This window comes from Thioalkalivibrio sp. ALE30, assembly GCF_000377465.1.
Classification (GTDB): Bacteria; Pseudomonadota; Gammaproteobacteria; order Ectothiorhodospirales; family Ectothiorhodospiraceae; genus Thioalkalivibrio.
This window is the reverse complement of the sequence record NZ_KB898168.1, coordinates 435,244-453,114: the sequence shown is the minus strand read 5'-3', so window position 1 is coordinate 453,114 and position 17,871 is coordinate 435,244. Positions and strand designations below refer to the sequence as shown.

Annotated in this window: 13 protein-coding genes; 7 read left to right on the top strand and 6 right to left on the bottom strand. The window is 68.4% G+C overall.

Annotation, left to right across the window (positions count from 1 at the left end; translation table 11 throughout):
• Nucleotides 1-7 precede the first annotated feature (7 nt).
• Nucleotides 8-973 (top strand): S49 family peptidase, encoded by a 966-nt coding sequence (locus tag D107_RS0102035; RefSeq protein ID WP_018866279.1) that lies wholly within the window; start codon nucleotides 8-10, stop codon nucleotides 971-973.
• 15 nt (nucleotides 974-988) lie between these two features.
• On the opposite strand, the gene D107_RS0102030 is transcribed toward D107_RS0102035, so the two are convergent.
• The 5 genes from D107_RS0102030 to D107_RS0102010 all read right to left on the bottom strand — a co-directional run bounded on the left by D107_RS0102030 (nucleotide 989) and on the right by D107_RS0102010 (nucleotide 7,722).
• Nucleotides 989-1,666, bottom strand: coding sequence for a CsiV family protein (locus D107_RS0102030; RefSeq protein WP_018880649.1), 678 nt, complete (start codon nucleotides 1,664-1,666; stop codon nucleotides 989-991).
• Nucleotides 1,667-5,137, bottom strand: coding sequence for a transcription-repair coupling factor (gene mfd, locus D107_RS0102025; RefSeq protein WP_018880648.1), 3,471 nt, complete (start codon nucleotides 5,135-5,137; stop codon nucleotides 1,667-1,669).
• 249 nt (nucleotides 5,138-5,386) lie between these two features.
• Nucleotides 5,387-6,283, bottom strand: a complete 897-nt coding sequence (locus D107_RS0102020) for a carbon-nitrogen hydrolase (RefSeq protein ID WP_018877376.1) — start codon at nucleotides 6,281-6,283, stop codon at nucleotides 5,387-5,389.
• Between the two features lie 21 nt (nucleotides 6,284-6,304).
• The gene (locus D107_RS0102015) at nucleotides 6,305-7,378 is read right to left on the bottom strand and encodes an agmatine/peptidylarginine deiminase (RefSeq protein ID WP_018880647.1); all 1,074 of its coding nucleotides are present in this window, start codon (nucleotides 7,376-7,378) and stop codon (nucleotides 6,305-6,307) included.
• Nucleotides 7,375-7,722 (bottom strand): hypothetical protein, encoded by a 348-nt coding sequence (locus D107_RS0102010; protein WP_051074646.1) that lies wholly within the window; start codon nucleotides 7,720-7,722, stop codon nucleotides 7,375-7,377. Before D107_RS0102010 ends, D107_RS0102015 begins: the two co-directional genes overlap by 4 nt.
• Nucleotides 7,723-7,845: 123 nt before the next feature.
• Here D107_RS0102010 and D107_RS0102005 point away from each other — a divergent pair, with 123 nt between their 5' ends.
• On the top strand, nucleotides 7,846-9,096 hold the full coding sequence (locus tag D107_RS0102005) for a lipoprotein-releasing ABC transporter permease subunit (protein ID WP_018866285.1): 1,251 nt from the start codon (nucleotides 7,846-7,848) through the stop codon (nucleotides 9,094-9,096).
• Entirely contained in the window at nucleotides 9,089-9,808 is a 720-nt protein-coding gene (locus tag D107_RS0102000) for an ABC transporter ATP-binding protein (RefSeq protein ID WP_018877379.1), read from the top strand. Before D107_RS0102005 ends, D107_RS0102000 begins: the two co-directional genes overlap by 8 nt.
• 19 nt (nucleotides 9,809-9,827) lie before the next feature.
• Here D107_RS0102000 and D107_RS0101995 read toward each other — a convergent pair whose 3' ends face one another.
• Nucleotides 9,828-10,415 carry a DUF2062 domain-containing protein gene (locus tag D107_RS0101995; protein ID WP_018880646.1) on the bottom strand — a complete coding sequence of 196 codons (588 nt, stop codon included), beginning with the start codon at nucleotides 10,413-10,415 and terminating at the stop codon, nucleotides 9,828-9,830.
• A gap of 215 nt (nucleotides 10,416-10,630) precedes the next feature.
• Here D107_RS0101995 and D107_RS0101990 point away from each other — a divergent pair, with 215 nt between their 5' ends.
• The 4 genes from D107_RS0101990 to serC all read left to right on the top strand — a co-directional run bounded on the left by D107_RS0101990 (nucleotide 10,631) and on the right by serC (nucleotide 17,864).
• Entirely contained in the window at nucleotides 10,631-12,943 is a 2,313-nt protein-coding gene (locus tag D107_RS0101990) for a DNA internalization-related competence protein ComEC/Rec2 (RefSeq protein WP_051074872.1), read from the top strand.
• A 4-nt stretch (nucleotides 12,944-12,947) separates the two neighbouring features.
• Nucleotides 12,948-14,024, top strand: a complete 1,077-nt coding sequence (gene mtnA, locus D107_RS0101985; protein ID WP_018880644.1) for an S-methyl-5-thioribose-1-phosphate isomerase — start codon at nucleotides 12,948-12,950, stop codon at nucleotides 14,022-14,024.
• Nucleotides 14,025-14,166: 142 nt separating this feature from the next.
• A complete protein-coding gene (gene gyrA / locus D107_RS0101980) occupies nucleotides 14,167-16,785 on the top strand; it encodes a DNA gyrase subunit A (RefSeq protein WP_018875456.1) in 2,619 nt (872 codons plus the stop codon).
• The gene (gene serC / locus D107_RS0101975; protein ID WP_018866291.1) at nucleotides 16,782-17,864 is read left to right on the top strand and encodes a 3-phosphoserine/phosphohydroxythreonine transaminase; all 1,083 of its coding nucleotides are present in this window, start codon (nucleotides 16,782-16,784) and stop codon (nucleotides 17,862-17,864) included. The genes gyrA and serC overlap by 4 nt, the downstream gene beginning before the upstream one ends.
• The last annotated feature ends 7 nt before the right edge of the window (nucleotides 17,865-17,871 follow it).

Below are 17,871 nucleotides of genomic sequence, written 5' to 3'. Positions count from 1 at the left end.
AACCACGATGGGCTGGGCAAACGAGAACAAACCGGGCTGGGAACGCGAGACCCTGGAGAAACTGGTCCAGGCACAGGTGATCGAGCAGCGTCGGGCCCGGCGCTGGGGCATCTTCTTCAAGCTGCTGTTCTTCTTTTACCTGGTCGCGCTGCTGATTCTGGTGCGCGGCGGCGATATGGGCCTTGCCGGCCTGTTCGAGACCGAGCGCGAGCCCTCCGAACACGTGGCGGTGGTGGAGGTCGAGGGTCTGATCGCCTCCAGCGCGGCGGCCAACGCCGAGGATATCGCCAAGGTCCTGAACGAGGCGTTCGAGGCCAAAGGTACCCAGGCGGTGATGCTGCGCATCAACAGCGGGGGCGGCAGCCCGGTGCAGGCCGCGAACGTGCACGACGAGATCCTGCGGCTGAAGGAGAAGCACCCGGATATCCCGGTGTATGCGGTCATCGGGGACGTGGGGGCCTCGGCCGCCTATTACATCGCCGTGGCCGCGGACGAGATCTATGCCAGCCAGGCCAGTATGGTCGGCTCCATCGGGGTCCGCATGGACAGCTTTGGACTGGTGGACCTGATCGACAACATCGGGGTGGAGCGCCGCCTGTTCACCGCGGGCGAGAACAAGGGGTTCCTGGACCCCTTCCTGCCGCTGGACGAGGGCCATGTGAACCACCTTGACGGCGTACTGCAGGGCGTGCACCAGCAGTTCGTGGACGTGGTGCGCACCGGGCGCGGCGATCGCCTCGTGGAGCGGGACGACCTGTTCAATGGCCTGATCTGGACCGGGGACCGGTCGGTGGAGCTGGGCCTGATCGACGGGCTGGGCACCGACCGGAGCGTGGCCCGGGACGTGATCGGCGTGGAGAAGCTGGTGGTGTTCAAGCCGCGCCGCAGCCCACTGCAGTTGTTGTTCGAGGACCTCGGCATGGCCGCCTTCCAGCAGTGGATGACCTGGGAATCCACGCCGCAGTGGCGCTGACCGGCCTCGGGCGCGTCAGGTCTCGTCGATGCGGGTGACGCGGGCGATCATGCCGATCACCGGGTGATCCAGGTAGAACAGGTCATCGCCGGAGTTCATGCGCTGGCTGCCGCGCACGGTGATTGCGCGTGGGGGGCGGTCATCCAGTGGCTCCTCGACGTGGTAGATGAGGTCGGTCTCCAGGTGGAGGAAGCGTCCCACCCAGATGCGCAGGCGGCCCTCCAGCTCGAAGCGCTCCTCGACGGCTTCGGCCAGCGGGCGGGGTGACAGGCCGCTCGCATCCCCGAGGGCATCGTGCACCCCCAGGCGCCGCCCCTGCTGGACCCGCAGCCAGGGGGCCGACGCATGGTCGCGCCCGGTCTGGTCCCAGGCGAGGCGGGCGATGATACGCCCGGCGCCGGAATCCTCCACGCGCCGTACCACCCGCTGCAGGTCGAAGCCGCGGCGCGAATCCCGGTAGTTCCGCCCACCCAGCTCCGATTCGCCGAACAGCGGCTCGCGCGGAGCCGCGAGCTCCATCTGCAGCCGCCGGCTCTCCTCTGTGCGGTGCTCGAAGATCACCAGTTCGATGCGGTACCGGCGCCCGGCCTGGGCGATTACCGGGCCACTCAGGCCGACCACGGGCAGGGCGGCCAGTCCGGTCAGGATCCGGCGACGCAGGGGATTCGGGGCGAGGAAGGTGTTCTTGGGCATTCAGGCGGCCTGCTGTTCGGGGCTGATGGTATCCAGTAGACGCAGAACGGCCTGCGCCCGGGCCTCCAGTGTCTCCATTGGTGCGAAGAAGCGGAAGGCCTTCTGGCCGTCCAGTTTGTACGCCTGCGGATCGGATTGCACCAGCTGGATCAGGGCCGCGATGTCCAGATTGGGACTCGGCCCAAAGACCAGACGGCCCCCGGCCGGTCCCAGTTCCAGCTTGCGGATGCCGAGCGGCGTGAGCTTCAGGCGCAGGCGGGCCGCCTCCATCAGGGCCTTGGCCGGGGCGGGGAGCAGGCCGAAGCGGTCCACCAGTTCGACCTCCAGCTCGCGCAGGGCGTCGGCAGAGGCGGCGCTGCTGATCCGCTTGTAGAGGATCAGCCGGGTATGCACGTCGGGTACGTAGTCGTCCGGGAGCAGGGCCGGCAGGCCCAGCTCGACCTCGGTGCCGGTGGCCTCGGGCCCCTCCAGCTCCGGGATCTTGCCGGAGCGCAGGGCGTTCACCGCGCGGTTGAGCAGGTCGTTGTACATCGAGAAGCCGACCTCGTGGATCTGCCCGCTCTGTTCATCGCCCAGCAGTTCGCCAGCGCCGCGGATCTCCAGGTCGTGGCTGGCCAGGGTGAAACCGACGCCCAGGTCTTCCAGCGAGGCAATGGCCTCCAGGCGCTTCTTCGCGTCGGCGGTCATGGCCTTTTCCGGTGGCGTGATCAGGTAGGCATAGGCGCGGTGGTGCGAACGGCCGACGCGCCCGCGCAGCTGGTGCATCTGCGCCAGGCCCAGCTTGTCGGCACGGTTCATCACGATGGTATTGGCGGTGGGGACGTCGATCCCGGTTTCGATGATCGTGGTGCAGACCAGAATGTTGTAGCGCCGGTGATAGAAGTCGAGCATCACCTGTTCCAGCTCGCGTTCGCGCATCTGGCCGTGCGCGATTCCTACCCGCGCACCGGGCAGCAGCTCCTGCACGCGCTGGGCGGTGCGCTCGATGGTGTTCACCTCGTTGTGCAGGAAGTACACCTGGCCGCCCCGACGGATCTCGCGCAGGCAGGCCTCCTGGATAATGGCGTCGTTCCATTCGTTGACGAAGGTCTTGATCGCCAGGCGCTCGCGCGGCGGGGTGGTGATTACCGACAGGTCGCGCAGGCCGGCCAGGGCCATGTTCAGGGTGCGCGGGATCGGGGTCGCGGTCAGGGTGAGCATGTCCACTTCGGCGCGCAGCTTCTTCAGCGCCTCCTTGTGGCGCACGCCGAAGCGCTGTTCCTCGTCAACGATCACCAGGCCCAGGTTGGAGAAGTCGAGGTTGGCCTGCAGCAGCTTGTGGGTGCCGATCACGATGTCGACCTTGCCGTCCTTCAGGCCTTCCAGCACCGCCGCCTGCTGCTTGGCGCTGCGAAAGCGCGACAGGGACTCGATACGGACCGGCCAGTCGGCGAAACGGTCGGTGAAATTCTGATGATGCTGCTGGGCGAGCAGGGTGGTGGGGACCAGCACCACCACCTGCTTGTTGTTCTGCACCGCGACGAACGCGGCGCGCATCGCCACCTCGGTCTTGCCGAAGCCGACATCGCCACAGATCACGCGATCCATGGGCCGGGTATCGGCCATGTCCGCGAGGACCGCGTCGATCGCCTGTTGCTGGTCCAGGGTCTCCTCGAACGGGAATCCCGCGGCGAAGCCGTGATATTCGGGGGTGTCGGTGGCGAAGACGGTGCCCTGTTTCGCCGCGCGCCGGGCGTGGATGTCCAGCAGTTCCGCGGCCACGTCACGCGCCTTTTCCGCGGCCTTGCGGCGCGCCTTGTCCCATTGTTCGCTGCCGAGCCGGTGCAGCGGGGCGTGCTCGGCGTCGGCGCCGGTGTAACGGCTGATCAGATGCAGCGAGGAGACCGGCACATAGAGCTTGGCGCCATCGGCGTATTCCAGGGTCAGGAACTCGGAGGGCTGGCCGTTGAAGTCGAGGGTCTGCAGCCCGAGGTAACGGCCCACGCCCTGTTCCTCGTGTACCACCGGGGCGCCGATGGTGAGGTCGCTGAGGTTCTGCACCACCGCATCCGCGTCCCGGGTGCTGCGGTTGCGGCCGCGGGTCTGCCGGGCTCGTTCGCCGAGCAGCGCGGCCTCAGGGGCGACCGCGACGCCCTCGGGCAGGACGAAACCCTCCCCGAGGGCGGCGACGGTCACGTGCAGGCCCGTCCCGGCATCCAGGAAGGCGTCCCAGTTCTCCACTGGATGGTGCGGGACTGCCTGTTCCCGCAGCAGGGTCAGCAGGGCCTCGCGCCGCCCGGCTGATTCCGCGGTGAGCAGGACTCGCTGCTGCCCCTCGATGAACGCCTTCAGCCGCTGGGCCGGGTCTTCGCGACCCTGCTGCATCCCTAGTTCCGGGAGCGGGTCGCAGGTGAACGCGATCTCGGCGCCACGGTCCGCGGGAAGTGGTGCGGCCGGGTGGCCCATGGCCACGCCGGAGTGCGCGCGCAGGGCGTTCCCGAGCTGGTCGATATCCAGATAAAGCCGCTCCGGCGGCAGCAGCGGGCGATCGTACTGGTGGCTCAACTGCTCGAAGCGATCGCGGATCTCCTGCGCAAACTCCTCCGCGGCGCCGGCGATATTGCCGAGCTGCACCACCTGGGCCTCGGGGCAGTAGTCGAATACCGTGTCCATGCCCTCGAAGAACAGTGGCAGGTAGGCCTCGATACCCGGCGGGACCAGCCCCTCGCTGATGTCGCGGTAGATCGGGTGCCGGGTGGGGTCGCCGGCGAACTGAGCCCGGTAGCGTGTCCGGAATTCGCGGATGGCCGTATCGTTCAGCGGGAACTCGTGGCTGGGGAGGATCTCCAGGCGCTCGACCTTTTCGGTGGAGCGCTGCGATTCCGGATCGAACTGGCGCAGGGAGTCGATCTCGTCATCCAGGAACTCGATACGCACGGGCTCGTCGGCACCCATCGGGAACAGGTCCAGGATCTCCCCGCGGGCCGCGAACTCGCCATGGCTGATGACCTGCTGCACGGCGTTGTAACCGGCCTCGGCGAGATTCTCGCGCAGCGTCATGCGATCCAGCCGCTGGCCGGTCTGCAGGGAGAGCCCCTGACTGGTCAGCCAGTCGCGCGGCGGGAGACGCTGCATCAGGGTGGAGACCGGCATCAGCACAATGCCGCGTTCCAGACCGGGGAGGTGGTACAGCGTGCGCAGGCGTTCCGAAATGATGTCCTCGTGCGGGGAGAACACATCGAACGGCAGGGTTTCCCAGTCCGGCAGGCGCAGCAGCGGAAGGTCGCGGTCGCCGGCAAAGAACTCCCATTCCTCCTGCCAGCGGTCGGCGGCCTCGTTGGATTCCGTGATGACCAGCAGCGGGCGATCGAACGCCGCAGCATTGCGGGACAGGGCGAGGGTCGCCGCCGTGGCGTTGAGTCCCGACCAGATCTCGAAACCGGAGCCGGGGAGGCGGCCGGGCTGAAGCGGATTGCGCCGTTTTTCGGACATGGGCCTGCGGATCGGGGCTGCGGAAAGGGTCGCGATTATACGGATTCCGCCGCACGGGTGCGCGAGGTCCTTGTGTCGGTCAAGGGCGATTCACAGGAAGCCTGGAAGGCAAGAAGGGTTTCAGGGTGAAGAAATCATGAGGACGCCGTCGCCTGACACGGCGCCTGTCGTGCCCCTGCGGCCGCTCAAATCATCCCCCTTCCAATCTTCCCTTCTTCGTGTAAACGCTTTTGTTTGCGTTCAGGGGAATCAGTCGGGGTCGATGTAGCGCTTGAGAATGGGGGCGTAGGCGTCGATGCGGCGGTCGCGGAGGAAGGGCCATTGGCGGCGCACAGCCTCGGTGCGGATACGATCCAGCTCGACAGCGAGGATCTCCGGCGCGTCCTCGCCGGCGCGGGCCAGGAATTCGCCTTGCGGACCGGCGACGAAGCTCGTGCCCCAGAAGGTTGCGCCGGGCGAATGCCCCGAGGGGTCGGGCTCGTGGCCGGTGCGATTGCAGGCGATCACCGGGAGGTTGTTGGCCACCGCGTGGCCGCGCTGGACAGTGATCCAGGCCTCCTGCTGGCGGCGCTGTTCCTCGGGGGTGTCCTGCGGGTCCCAGCCGATCGCGGTCGGGTAGATCAGCAGCTCGGCGCCGGACAGCGCCATGATACGCGCGGCCTCGGGATACCACTGGTCCCAGCAGACCAGGACGCCAAGCCGGCCGACGGAGGTATCGATGGGCACAAAGCCGGTATCGCCCGGCGTGAAGTAGTACTTCTCATAGTAACCCGGGTCGTCGGGGATGTGCATCTTGCGGTAGGTGCCGACCTGGCGGCCGTCGGTTTCGAAGACCACGGCGGTGTTGTGATAGAGCCCCGGGGCGCGCCGCTCGAACAGGGAGCCGACGAGGACCACGCCGTGCTCTCGCGCGACCGCCGCCAGGCGTTCGCTGCTGGGACCGGGGATCGGTTCGGCCGCATCGAAGGTGGCGAGATCCTCGGTCTGGCAGAAATAGGGGCCGGTATGCAGTTCGGCCAGGACCACCAGGCGGGCGCCGTTCGCCGCGGCCGTAGCCACGGCCGCAGCGGTGGCGTCGAGGTTGGCCTCGACGCTGCCGGCGTCCTGGTGCTGGATCAGGGCAACGGACAGGGTGTCACGGGACATGATGGGGACTCGGGCTGGCGGTTATTCCTGCGGGATGCCGAGGGCGGCCGCGGGATACTGCATGGTCAGGCAGTGAAGGCTGCCACCCTGACGAATGATGGGGCGGCAGTCGATTTCCATGATCTCGCGTCCCGGAAAGGCCTCGGCGAGCCGGTCCCGGGCGACGGCATCCGCGGCATCGTCATACACCGGCAGCAGGACGGCTCCGTTCAGGATCAGGAAATTCGCATAGGTCGCGGCCAGTCGCCGGCCATCCTCGAAGATCGGGGCGGGCCAGGGCAGAGGGATCAGGCGGTAGGGTTCGCCGGACGGCTGGCGCAGGGCCCGTAGCTCCTGTTCCATTGCCTGCAGTTCCGGGTAGTGTGGATCCTGCGGGTCGTCGCACTGGACATAAGCGATGGTGTCCTGCGCACAGAAGCGCGCCAGCGTGTCGATATGGGCGTCGGTGTCGTCGCCCTCCAGCTGGCCGTGTTCCAGCCAGAGCACGCGCCGGGCCCCCAGCCATCGGGCCAGGCTTTGCTCGATGCCCGCGCGATCCAGCTGCGGGTTCCGGGTGGCGGAGAGCAGACAGCGCGCGGTGGTCAGCAGGGTGCCGGCGCCGTCCGATTCGATGGAGCCTCCTTCCAGGACCAGACCGGTCGGCTCCGGCACGCAGCTCCCGAAGACGCCCTGGCTCGCGAGGGCCCGGGTGATGCCGTCGTCGAGGTCCGCGGGATACTTGCCCCCCCAGCCGTTGAAGGTGAAGTCCAGCAGGCGCGGCTGGTCGCCATCGAATACGGTGATCGCGCCATGATCGCGCGCCCAGGTGTCATTGCTGGGGGCCAGCGCGAACCACAGGCGATCCGGACGGATCGCGGTCTCGGTGAGAAAGCCGGAGATCTCCTCGATGTGTTCGGGGTCGCGCGCGACGATGATGACCGGCTCGAACTGGCTGATGCTCGCAGCGATCAGCGCGAACACCGGATGCACCTGTTCCAGGACCGGGGCCCAGTCGGTGTCATCATGCGGCCAGGTGAGCTGGATCGCGCCCTGGGGCTCCCATTCGGCCGGGAGCCGGCGTTGCGTGACTGCCGGGGCGGTTTCCCCGGTGCTCATGGACGATCGGCGCTGGATCCGTTGCGCACGGCACTGTGCAGGACGTATTCGCCCTCGAAGACCACGGAGAAGTCGGCGTAGTCCCAGCGCGTAATCGGCGGATCGCCCACCGTGGCATGGCGTCGCTCGGGCTCGCCGTGCTGGCGGATTACCGCGGCCTGGGTCTGGCCACGGGTGGGAACCCCTTCGCGTTCCTTCACGGTGAATCCACCATCGGGACTGCGCAGGATGTCGGCCGATGCAGTCGCCATGGCCCCGGCAAACAATGCCAGGACGAGGGCGCTGGCGACGGTGCGCACAGTGGTCTTCGGGGTGGGGTTAGAGGCGTTGCATTTCCCTGGCATGGCCGACTCTCCGTTTGCTGGACAGTCCCATGGTAGCGTCTAGCGTGACGCCATGCCTCCCCTCCCTCAACGCAGGTCCGCCGGGCTATAGGCGCGAACGGGTATCTCTGGCATGATTTCGCGATGTTTCGCCCCCTGACCCTCGCCATCGGCCTGCGCTACACGCGCGCGAAGCGGCGCAATCACTTCATCTCGTTCATCTCGGTGGTGTCCATCATCGGGCTGGCCCTGGGCGTGATGGCGTTGATCACGGTGCTGTCGGTGATGAACGGGTTCGAACGCGAGTTGCGCGACCGCATCCTGGGCATGGCCTCGCATGCCACGATCCGCGAGGCCAATGGCGGGCTGCGGGACTGGGAACGCCTGCAGCGCGAGGCCCCGGAGATCGACGAGCGCGTGGTCGCGGCCGCGCCATATGTCCAGGGCGAGGCCATGCTGAGTGCGCGCGGGAATATCTCCGGGGCACTGATCCGGGGCGTGGAGCCCGAGGCAGAGGAGCGCGTCGCGCGCATTGCCGAGCACATGCTGCAGGGCGAGCTGGGCAGCCTGGAGGCGGGGCGCTACCGGGTGGTGCTCGGGCGGGAACTGGCGGCCGAACTGCGCGTCCGGGTCGGCGACTCGATCATCCTGATGGCGCCTCAGGCCTCGGTCTCGCCGGCCGGCGTGATGCCACGCATGCGCCGCTTCGAGGTCTCCGGCCTGTTCGAGGTGGGGATGTACGAGTACGACCGCGGGACAGCGTTCATCCACCTGGAAGACGCCCAGGCGGTGTTCCAGATGGGCGAACAGGTGACCGGGCTGCGGCTGCGCCTGACCGACATGATGGAAGCGGGTGTGGTGGCCCGCGATGTGGCGGCCCAGCTGGACGGGCTTTTCCGGGTGTCCGACTGGACACGCCAGCACGCTAACCTGTTCCGCGCGATCCAGATGGAAAAGATGGTGATGTTCATCATCCTGTCGCTGATCGTCGCGGTCGCGGCCTTCAACATCGTCTCGACCCTGATCATGCTGGTCACCGACAAGCAGGGAGACATTGCCATTCTGCGTACGCTCGGGCTGTCGCCGGCGGGGATCATGGTGATCTTCATGGTCCAGGGGGTGGTGATCGGGGCGATCGGGATCCTGCTGGGCACCATCGCCGGGGTGTCGCTGGCCGCGAACATCGACGTGGTGGTCCCCTTCATCGAGCGGGTCTCCGGCATCGAGTTCCTGTCCGCCGAGGTGTACTACATCAGCGACCTGCCCTCGGAGCTCAAGCTTGCGGATGTGCTCCGGGTCGGGGTGCTCGGCTTCCTGCTGACCGTGGTGGCCACACTGTTCCCGGCCTGGCGTGCCGCCCGCACCCAGCCGGCGGAGGCGCTGCGCTATGACTGATCACGCCACCCCGGTCCTCGAGGCGGTCGGTCTGGAGCGCCGTTTCCGCGACGGCAAGCTGGACGTGGCCGTTCTCAGCGGGGTGGACTTTGCCCTGCAGCCCGGCGACCAGACGGCGATTATCGGGGCCTCCGGGAGCGGCAAGAGCACCTTGCTGCACCTGCTGGGCGGGCTGGACCGCCCGACGGCGGGGTCCGTGCGCCTGCTGGGAACGGACTGGACCCGCATGAGCGAGGCCCGACGTGGCCACCTGCGCAACCAGCACCTCGGCTTCGTCTACCAGTTTCACCACCTGCTGCCCGAGCTGACCGCGGCGGAGAACGTGGCCCTGCCACTGCTCATCCGCGGGGTCTCCAACCGCAAGGCCCGGGCCGAGGCACGCCACTGGCTGGGCCAGGTGGACCTGGAACCCCGCCTGGAACACAAGCCCGCGGAGCTCTCCGGTGGCGAACGCCAGCGGGTCGCAATCGCCCGGGCGCTGGTGACGCGCCCCTCGGCCATCCTGGCGGACGAACCCACCGGCAACCTGGACCAGGAACGGGCGGCGCAGGTGTTCGAGTTGCTGCGCGCGATGAACCGTTCCACCGGGACTGCTCTGGCCCTGGTGACCCACGACATCACTCTGGCGCGCGAGCTTGATCGCTCGGTCCAACTGGTCAAGGGCCATCTGGAGCTGGAACCGTTCGACGGTCAGCTCGCCACGCACGAATAGACCGCGTGTCTCTCTCGCTTCAGGCGCCCCGGTCATCCGGCGGGCGGCCATCCCGCCGCGCGGCCGCCTGGCGTTCCGCCATTTCCTTGCGCAGCCGTCGCAGGTAACGCCGGCTGCGCACGCGCTGGACGACGTTCAGCCGCCACAGGAAACGCACCAGCAAGTAGCCCGAGAGGCCGGCTGCCACGCCGAGCAGGACGCTGCCCAGGAGCAGGGGCTGCCAGATCGTCAGCAGCTCCGTGGAGAACCACTCCCAGCTCCAGTCCAGATGGATGTCGCGGCGCGGTTCGTCGAGTAGCTTGCGCCCGATCGTGTAGGCCAGATACAACATGGGCGGCATGGTGACCGGGTTGGAGATCCAGACCAGGATCACCGAGATCGGCAGATTGACGCGGACCAGCACGGCCACGGCGGCCGCGATCAGCATCTGCATGGGCAGTGGCAGGAAGGCCACGAAGAGCCCGACGGCAAACGCACCAGCCACGGAGCGGCGGTTCAGATGCCACAAATCCGGCGAACCCAGGCGCGGCCCCAGCGGGGCGAGCGCCTTGTGCCCGCGCATGTGTTCCATGCCGGGAAACATCTTCTTGATGATGTGTCTTGCCATGTACCGGGCTGCCGATGGTCCGTCGTGCGTGGGTGCGCCGCCGCGCACCTGCCGTGCATTCTCGCCGCTATTGTACGTGCGGGACCATGGTCGGCGGGGCAAGCCACATCCGGTCCGGCCATGGCGCCTGGTCAACGGGGCCTTTTGTGACGGGCTTTGCCCTCGGGCTGATCGCGGCGGCGTGGGGCCTTCACCGGCTGCCCGAGCCGGTTCCTTTGATGCCCGGACCCATACTGGCCCTGTTCCTGGCCGCCGCGGGCGCCAGCGCCGGCCTGCGGTGCCTCGGCTATGCGGGTCTCTGGCCCTGGACACTGGCGCTGGGTGGGCTGCTCGCCTGGGGGCTGGTCCAGCAGAACGCCGACATCTGGCTGGAACATGCGCTGCCTCCCGCCCTGGCCGGGGAGGAGGCCACCGTGTTCGCCACGATCATCAGTCTGCCGGAACATGGCGAACGTCGCAGCCGTTTCCGGATACGAGTGGCCGCGACCCGATCGGGACCGGAAGCGTTTCGGGCGCGCGAACTGCTGGTTTCGACCTACCCCGCGCGCCCCGAGCTCGAGGCGGGATCGCATGGCTACATGACCCTGCGCCTACGGCCGGCCCGGGGGCCGGCGAATCCGGGTGGGTTCGATCGTGCCGGCTGGTACTACCGCGAGGGCCTGCATGGATCCGCGACACTGCTCGACTTCGAGGCGTTAGAGGACGCCCGGGCACCCCGGATTCAGGACGCCCGCTGGCGGGCCGGGTTGCATCGCATGCGCGGTGCGCTGCGCGAGCGCCTGGATCAGGCGGCCCCGGGCCTGCGCCACCCCGGCCTCGTGCAGGCCCTCGTCATCGGCGACCGGCAGGGCATGACCAACGAGGAGTGGCAGGCCTTCCTGCGGACCGGGACCAACCACCTGATGGCGATCTCGGGCCTGCATGTCGGCCTCGTCGCCGGGTTTGTCGGATTGCTCGCGGGGCTTGCCTGGTCCGGTCTCGTCCCGGTGCAGGCGCGGATACGCAAGCCGGCCTTCATGGCGCTGGCGGGCCTCGCCGGGGCTGCGCTCTATGCCGCGCTGGCCGGCTTCAGCATTCCGACCCAGCGCGCGCTGATCATGCTGGCGGCTTTTATGGCCGCGCTGTTGTGGCGGCGCGAGGCGTTTGCCTGGCGCGGACTGATGCTGGCGGCCATCGCGGTGGTGCTGTGGCAGCCGACCAGTGTGCTGGCCCCGGGCTTCTGGTTTTCCTTCGGCGCCGTGGCGGTGATTCTTCTGCTGTTGCAGGGCCGTTCGGGCCGTCCGGGCTGGCGCGCGGCCGGCAGCATTCAGGTGATGCTCGCGCTGGCCATGCTTCCCCTCAGCCTGGCCTGGTTCCAGCTGGGGTCCTGGGTGGCGCCCGTCGCCAATCTGGTGGCGGTGCCGGTGATCAGCCTGCTGGTGGTGCCCTTGTTGCTGGTCGGGGCCGGTCTGGCGGCATTGTGGGCACCGCTCGGCCAGCCGTTCCTGCATCTCGGCGACGGGATCCTGATGCTGCTGGTCGGGCTACTGGACGGCCTTTCGCACGTGCCCGTGCTGGTGGACGAGCGGCGGGTGCCGCTGGCGGCCAGCCTCCTGGGCGGGGTCGCGGTGCTGGTCGCCTTGCTGCCGCGCCTGCGCCTCGCCGCTCCGTGGGTGGTGCTGGCCGGCATCGCCCTGGCCCTGCCCATGCGTCCGCAGATCGATGCGGGCAGCGTACGGGCGCTGCTGCTGGATGTAGGGAACGGGCAATCGCTCTTGCTGCAGACCCGCCACCATGCGTTGTTATGGGATGCCGGTCCCGGGCGCGCCGGGGGCTACAGCGCGGGCGATCAGATCGTGATTCCGAGCCTGCGTGCGGAGGGGGTACGCCGCCTGGACCGCATGATCCTGAGCCACGAGCATGCCGCGCATTCCGGCGGGGCCGCCGCCGTACGCGCGACGCTACCTGTGGGCGAGGTCCTGCGGCGCCGCCCGCAAGGACCCGGGGAACGGCCCTGCGAGGCAGGCGAGGTCTGGGAATGGGATGGCGTAGATTTCGAGATCCTCCATCCACCCGCCGGCTGGGACGGGAGCGCCTCGGCCTCCTGCGTGCTGGCGGTCGAGACGGCTGGGGGTGTTCGGCTGATACTGACCGGCGGGCTCGGCGGCCTGGGCGAGGCCGTGCTGATGCAGGAGGGGGCGGAACAGCGAAGCAGCGACCTGCTGGTCGTGCCCCGCGGGGCCGGCGCCGACAGCCTGAGCCGCGGCTGGCTGCAGGACGCCCGCCCCGGCAGGGCCTGGGCCAGCACCGATGCGCAGGGCAGGGGGCTGGCCGGCGCGGCACGCCAGCGCCTGGACAGGGCCTGCGTCCCGCTGCAGGAGACCGGCCGCCAGGGGGCCCTGCGGCTTGAGGCGGACACGGAACTGAAGGTCGGGCCCGGCCACCGGGCGGGTTCCCGGCGGCTGTGGCGGCCCGCGCCAGACGCCGGAGCGCCCCTGCCGCCAGGCTGTCCGCGCGGGCCCGAAACCGCAGGCGGGCTGGTAGAATGACGGGATGAACCGTGAACACTCCGACACCATTCGCCCGATTCGCTTTCACCACAGCGAACTTCAGTTGCTCGACCAGCGTCGGCTGCCGGGCGAGAACCTCTGGCAGCGTTACCGGGATGCGCCGGCCGTGGCCGCCGCGATCCGCGACATGGTGGTGCGCGGGGCGCCGGCGATCGGGATTACCGCGGGCTTCGGGGTGGTACTGGCCTGCCAGCGGGCGACCGGGCGGGACGACTGGCGTGCGAGCATTGCGGCGGATATCGAAACCCTGCGCGCGGCGCGTCCCACGGCGGTGAACCTGTTCTGGGCGCTGGATCGCATGCAGGCGCTGGTGGACGCGAGCCCGTCCGCGGAGGCGGCGGTCGCGGCGACGCAGGCCGAGGCGGAGTGGATGCTCGAGTCGGACATCGCCGGCAACCGGCGGCTGGGCGCGCTCGGCGCGAGGCTGATCGAGCCGGGGCAGGGGGTGCTGACCCACTGCAACACGGGCTCGCTGGCCACCGGGGGCTACGGCACGGCCCTCGGCGTGATCCGCGCCGCCTGGGATGCCGGACGGATCGAGGAGGTCTTCGCCGACGAGACCCGGCCCTGGCTGCAAGGGAGCCGCCTGACCGCCTGGGAGCTGGTACATGACGGGATCCCCGTACAGGTGCTGTGCGAAGGCGCCGCGGCCAGCCTGTTGCGCTCGGGCCGCGTCGGCTGGGTGATTGTCGGGGCGGACCGGATCGCCGCCAATGGCGACACCGCAAACAAGATCGGGACCTACGGCCTGGCCCTCCTGGCGCGTGCCCACGGGGTCCGGTTCATGGTGGCCGCGCCGGTCGCGACCATCGACTTCGAGATGCCGGACGGGACCGGTATCCCCATCGAGCAGCGCGGCGAGGACGAGGTGCTGGCACTGGCGGGTCAGCGCGTGGCGGCCGAAGGCGCCCGAGGCTACAACCCGGCCTTCGACGTGACCCCGGCGGAGCTGATCGATGCCATCGTCACCGAACGCGGGGTCGTGGAGGCGCCGACGGCGGAGCGGCTCGCGGCGCTGCGCGAGCCCACGGCCCCGGAGACGCCCGCATCCGCTCACTGACGAGCGCTCAAACGCGCCCCCAGTGGACGGTCTTCGGGCCTGAGAGGCCCGGAGAACCGTTTTGAGGCGCGAAAAGCCGAGCCCCAGTGGTTACCCCTGTGGTATGATCGCGAGCTTGTTCAGACGGACGGCGTAACCCTCGATGGCTGAATTTGCCAAGGAAATCTTCCCGGTCAATCTCGAAGACGAGATGCAGCAGTCCTACCTCGATTACGCAATGAGCGTAATCGTGGGCCGGGCCCTCCCCGATGTCCGTGACGGCCTCAAGCCGGTCCATCGCCGCGTGCTCTACGCGATGCGCGAGCTGGGCAACGACTACAACAAGCCCTACAAGAAGTCGGCGCGTGTGGTCGGTGACGTGATCGGTAAGTACCACCCGCATGGCGATTCCGCCGTTTACGACGCCATCGTGCGCATGGCGCAGCCGTTCTCGATGCGCTACATGCTGGCCGACGGGCAGGGCAACTTCGGCTCCATCGACGGCGACTCCCCGGCGGCCATGCGGTACACCGAGGTGCGCATGGCGCGCATCGCGGCGGAACTGCTGGCCGACATCGACAAGGAAACCGTCGACTTCATCGACAACTACGACGGCTCCGAGAGCGAGCCGGCGGTGCTGCCGAGCAAGTTCCCCAACCTGCTGGTCAACGGCTCCGCCGGGATCGCGGTGGGGATGGCGACCAACATCCCGCCGCACAACCTGGGCGAGGTGATCAACGCCTGTGTGGCCCTGATCGACGATCCCGAGATTTCCATCGATGGTCTGATGGAACACCTGCCGGGCCCGGACTTCCCGACGGCCGGCATCATCAACGGCATCGAGGGCGTTCGCGAGGCCTACCGTACCGGTCGCGGCCGGGTCCTGATCCGGGCACGCTCGCATGTCGAGCCGCTGGAGGGTGGCCAGCGCGAGGCGATTGTGGTTACCGAGCTGCCCTACCAGGTGAACAAGGCACGCCTGACCGAGAAGATCGCGGAGCTGGTGAAGGAGAAGCGCATCGAGGGCATCTCCGAGCTGCGCGACGAGTCGGACAAGGACGGCATGCGTCTGGTCATCGAGCTCAAGCGTGGCGAGATGGCCGAGGTGGTCCTGAACCACCTGTACATGCACACCCAGATGCAGAACGTCTTCGGCATCAACATCGTCGCCCTGGTCGACGGACAGCCGAAGGTGCTGGATCTGCGTCAGGTGCTGGAGGCGTTCCTGCGGCATCGCCGCGAGGTGGTCACCCGGCGCACGATCTTCGATCTGCGCAAGGCCCGGGAGCGCGCCCATATCCTGGAAGGCCTGGCGATCGCGCTGGCCAACATCGATCCCGTGATCGAGCTGATCCGTGCGGCCCCCAACCCGGCCGAGGCCAAGGCCGGCCTGCTGGCCCGCGGCTGGCCGCTGGGCGTGGTCAGCGACATGCTGGACCGCGCCGGGGCCAGCGCCTCGCGACCGGAGGACCTGGCGCCGGAATACGGCGTGGGGGACGACGGCTATCGCCTGTCCGAGGCCCAGGCGCAGGCGATCCTCGACCTGCGCCTGCACCGCCTGACCGGGCTGGAACAGGACAAGATCCTGGACGAGTACCGCGAGCTGCTGGAGCTGATCGACGACCTGCTGGATATCCTCGGCTCCGGCGATCGCCTGCAACTGGAGATCCGCAACGAGCTGCTGGCCGTGGCCGAACAGTTCGGCGACGAGCGCCGCAGCGAGATCCGCGAACGCCAGGCCAACCTGACTCTGGAAGACCTGATCGGCGAGGAGGACGTGGTCGTCACGCTCTCGCACGCCGGCTACGTGAAGTACCAGCCAGTGGCGGACTACCGCGCGCAGCGCCGGGGCGGGCGTGGCAAGGCCGCGACCAGCTTCAAGGAAGAGGACTTCATCGACCGTCTGGTGGTGGCCAACACGCACGACACGATCCTGTGCTTCTCCAGCCGGGGTCGGGTGTACTGGCTGAAGGTCTACGAGCTGCCGCAGGGCTCGCGCGCCTCGCGCGGCAAGCCGATCGTGAACCTGCTGCCGCTGGAGTCCGACGAGCGGATCAACGCGATCCTCCCGGTGCGCGAATACGACCCGGACCACTATGTGTTCATGGTCACCGCGCAGGGGACAGTCAAGAAGACACCGCTGACGGATTTCTCGCGCCGCCGGGCCTCCGGCATCATCGCGGTGGACCTGCGCGAAGGCGACCACCTGGTGGACGTCTCCCTGACCGACGGCACCCTGGACGTGATGCTGGTGACCACGGCCGGCAAGGCCGTGCGCTTCCACGAGAGCGATGTGCGCGCCATGGGGCGTACCGCCTGTGGCGTGCGCGGGGTGCGCATGGAAGGCGATCACCGGGTGATTGCCCTGCTGAATGTGGACGAGGGATCGGCGCTGCTGGCGACCGAGCATGGCTACGGCAAACGCACCCGCTTCGACGAGTTCCCGGTCCACCGCCGTGGCGGCCAGGGCGTGATCGCGATCCAGACCGAGGGGCGCAACGGCCCGCTGGTCGGGGCTTCGCGGGTCCTGGACGATGACGAGGTGATGCTGATCACCAACGGCGGGACCCTGGTGCGCACGCCGGTGGATCAGATTCCGCTGATCGGGCGCAATACGCAGGGCGTGCGGCTGATTCGGCTTGACGAAGGCGAGAACCTGGTCGAGCTGGCCCGCGTGGCCCAGCTGCAGGGCGAGGCCGGCGACGAAGAATCCGACGAGATGGAAACCGGAGCGGACCCGGAGACGGGTCCCGAATCCAGCGACGATGGAGAACAGGCATGACGCGAGTGATGAACTTCAGCGCGGGGCCGGCGGCCCTGCCGCAGGCGGTACTCGAGCGGGCGCGTGACGAGCTGCTGGACTTCCGCGGGTCCGGGATGTCGGTGATGGAGATGAGTCACCGCGGCAAGCCGTTCATGGCCGTGGCCGAGAAGGCCGAGCAGGACCTGCGCAAGCTGATGAACATCCCCGAGAACTATTCGGTCCTGTTCCTGCAGGGCGGGGCGACCGGACAGTTCGCGGCCATCCCGCTGAACCTGGCCAATGGCCAGAGCACCGACTACATCGATACCGGGGCCTGGTCCGGCAAGGCGATCAAGGAGGCCCAGAAATACGGGCCGGTGAACATCGTGGCGAGTTCGCAGGCAAGCGGCTACGACTCGATCCCGGATCGTGCCTCCTGGAACCTGGACCCCAATGCCGCCTACGTGCACTACACGCCGAACGAGACCATCGGCGGCGTGGAGTTTCCCGATATCCCGGATGTGGGTGACGTGCCGCTGGTCGCGGACATGTCCTCGACCATCCTGTCGCGCCCGATCGATGTCTCGAAGTTTGGCGTGATCTATGCCGGGGCGCAGAAGAATATCGGCCCGGCCGGCCTGACCGTGGTGATCGTGCGCAACGACCTGCTGGAACGCGAGCGCCAGGCACCCGTGCCGGCAGTGCTGGACTGGGCCCTGCAGGCGAAGAATGACTCGATGTACAACACCCCGCCGACCTTTGGCTGGTACCTGGCCGGGCTGGTATTCGAGTGGCTGCTGGAGCAGGGCGGCCTGGAGGCGATGGCCGAGATCAACCAGCGCAAGGCGGCCAAGCTGTACCAGTACATCGACAATTCCGCCTTCTACCGGAACCCGGTGGAGCCCGCGGCCCGCTCCTGGATGAACGTGCCGTTCATCCTCGCGGACGACGCCCTGGACGGGTCCTTCCTGAACGAGGCCGATGCGGCCGGCCTGTCCTCGCTGAAGGGCCACCGGTCGGTGGGCGGCATGCGCGCCAGCATCTACAACGCCGTTCCGGAGAGCGCCGTGGATGCGCTGATCGAGTTCATGGCGGACTTCGAGAACCGCCACGCCTGATCCCGTC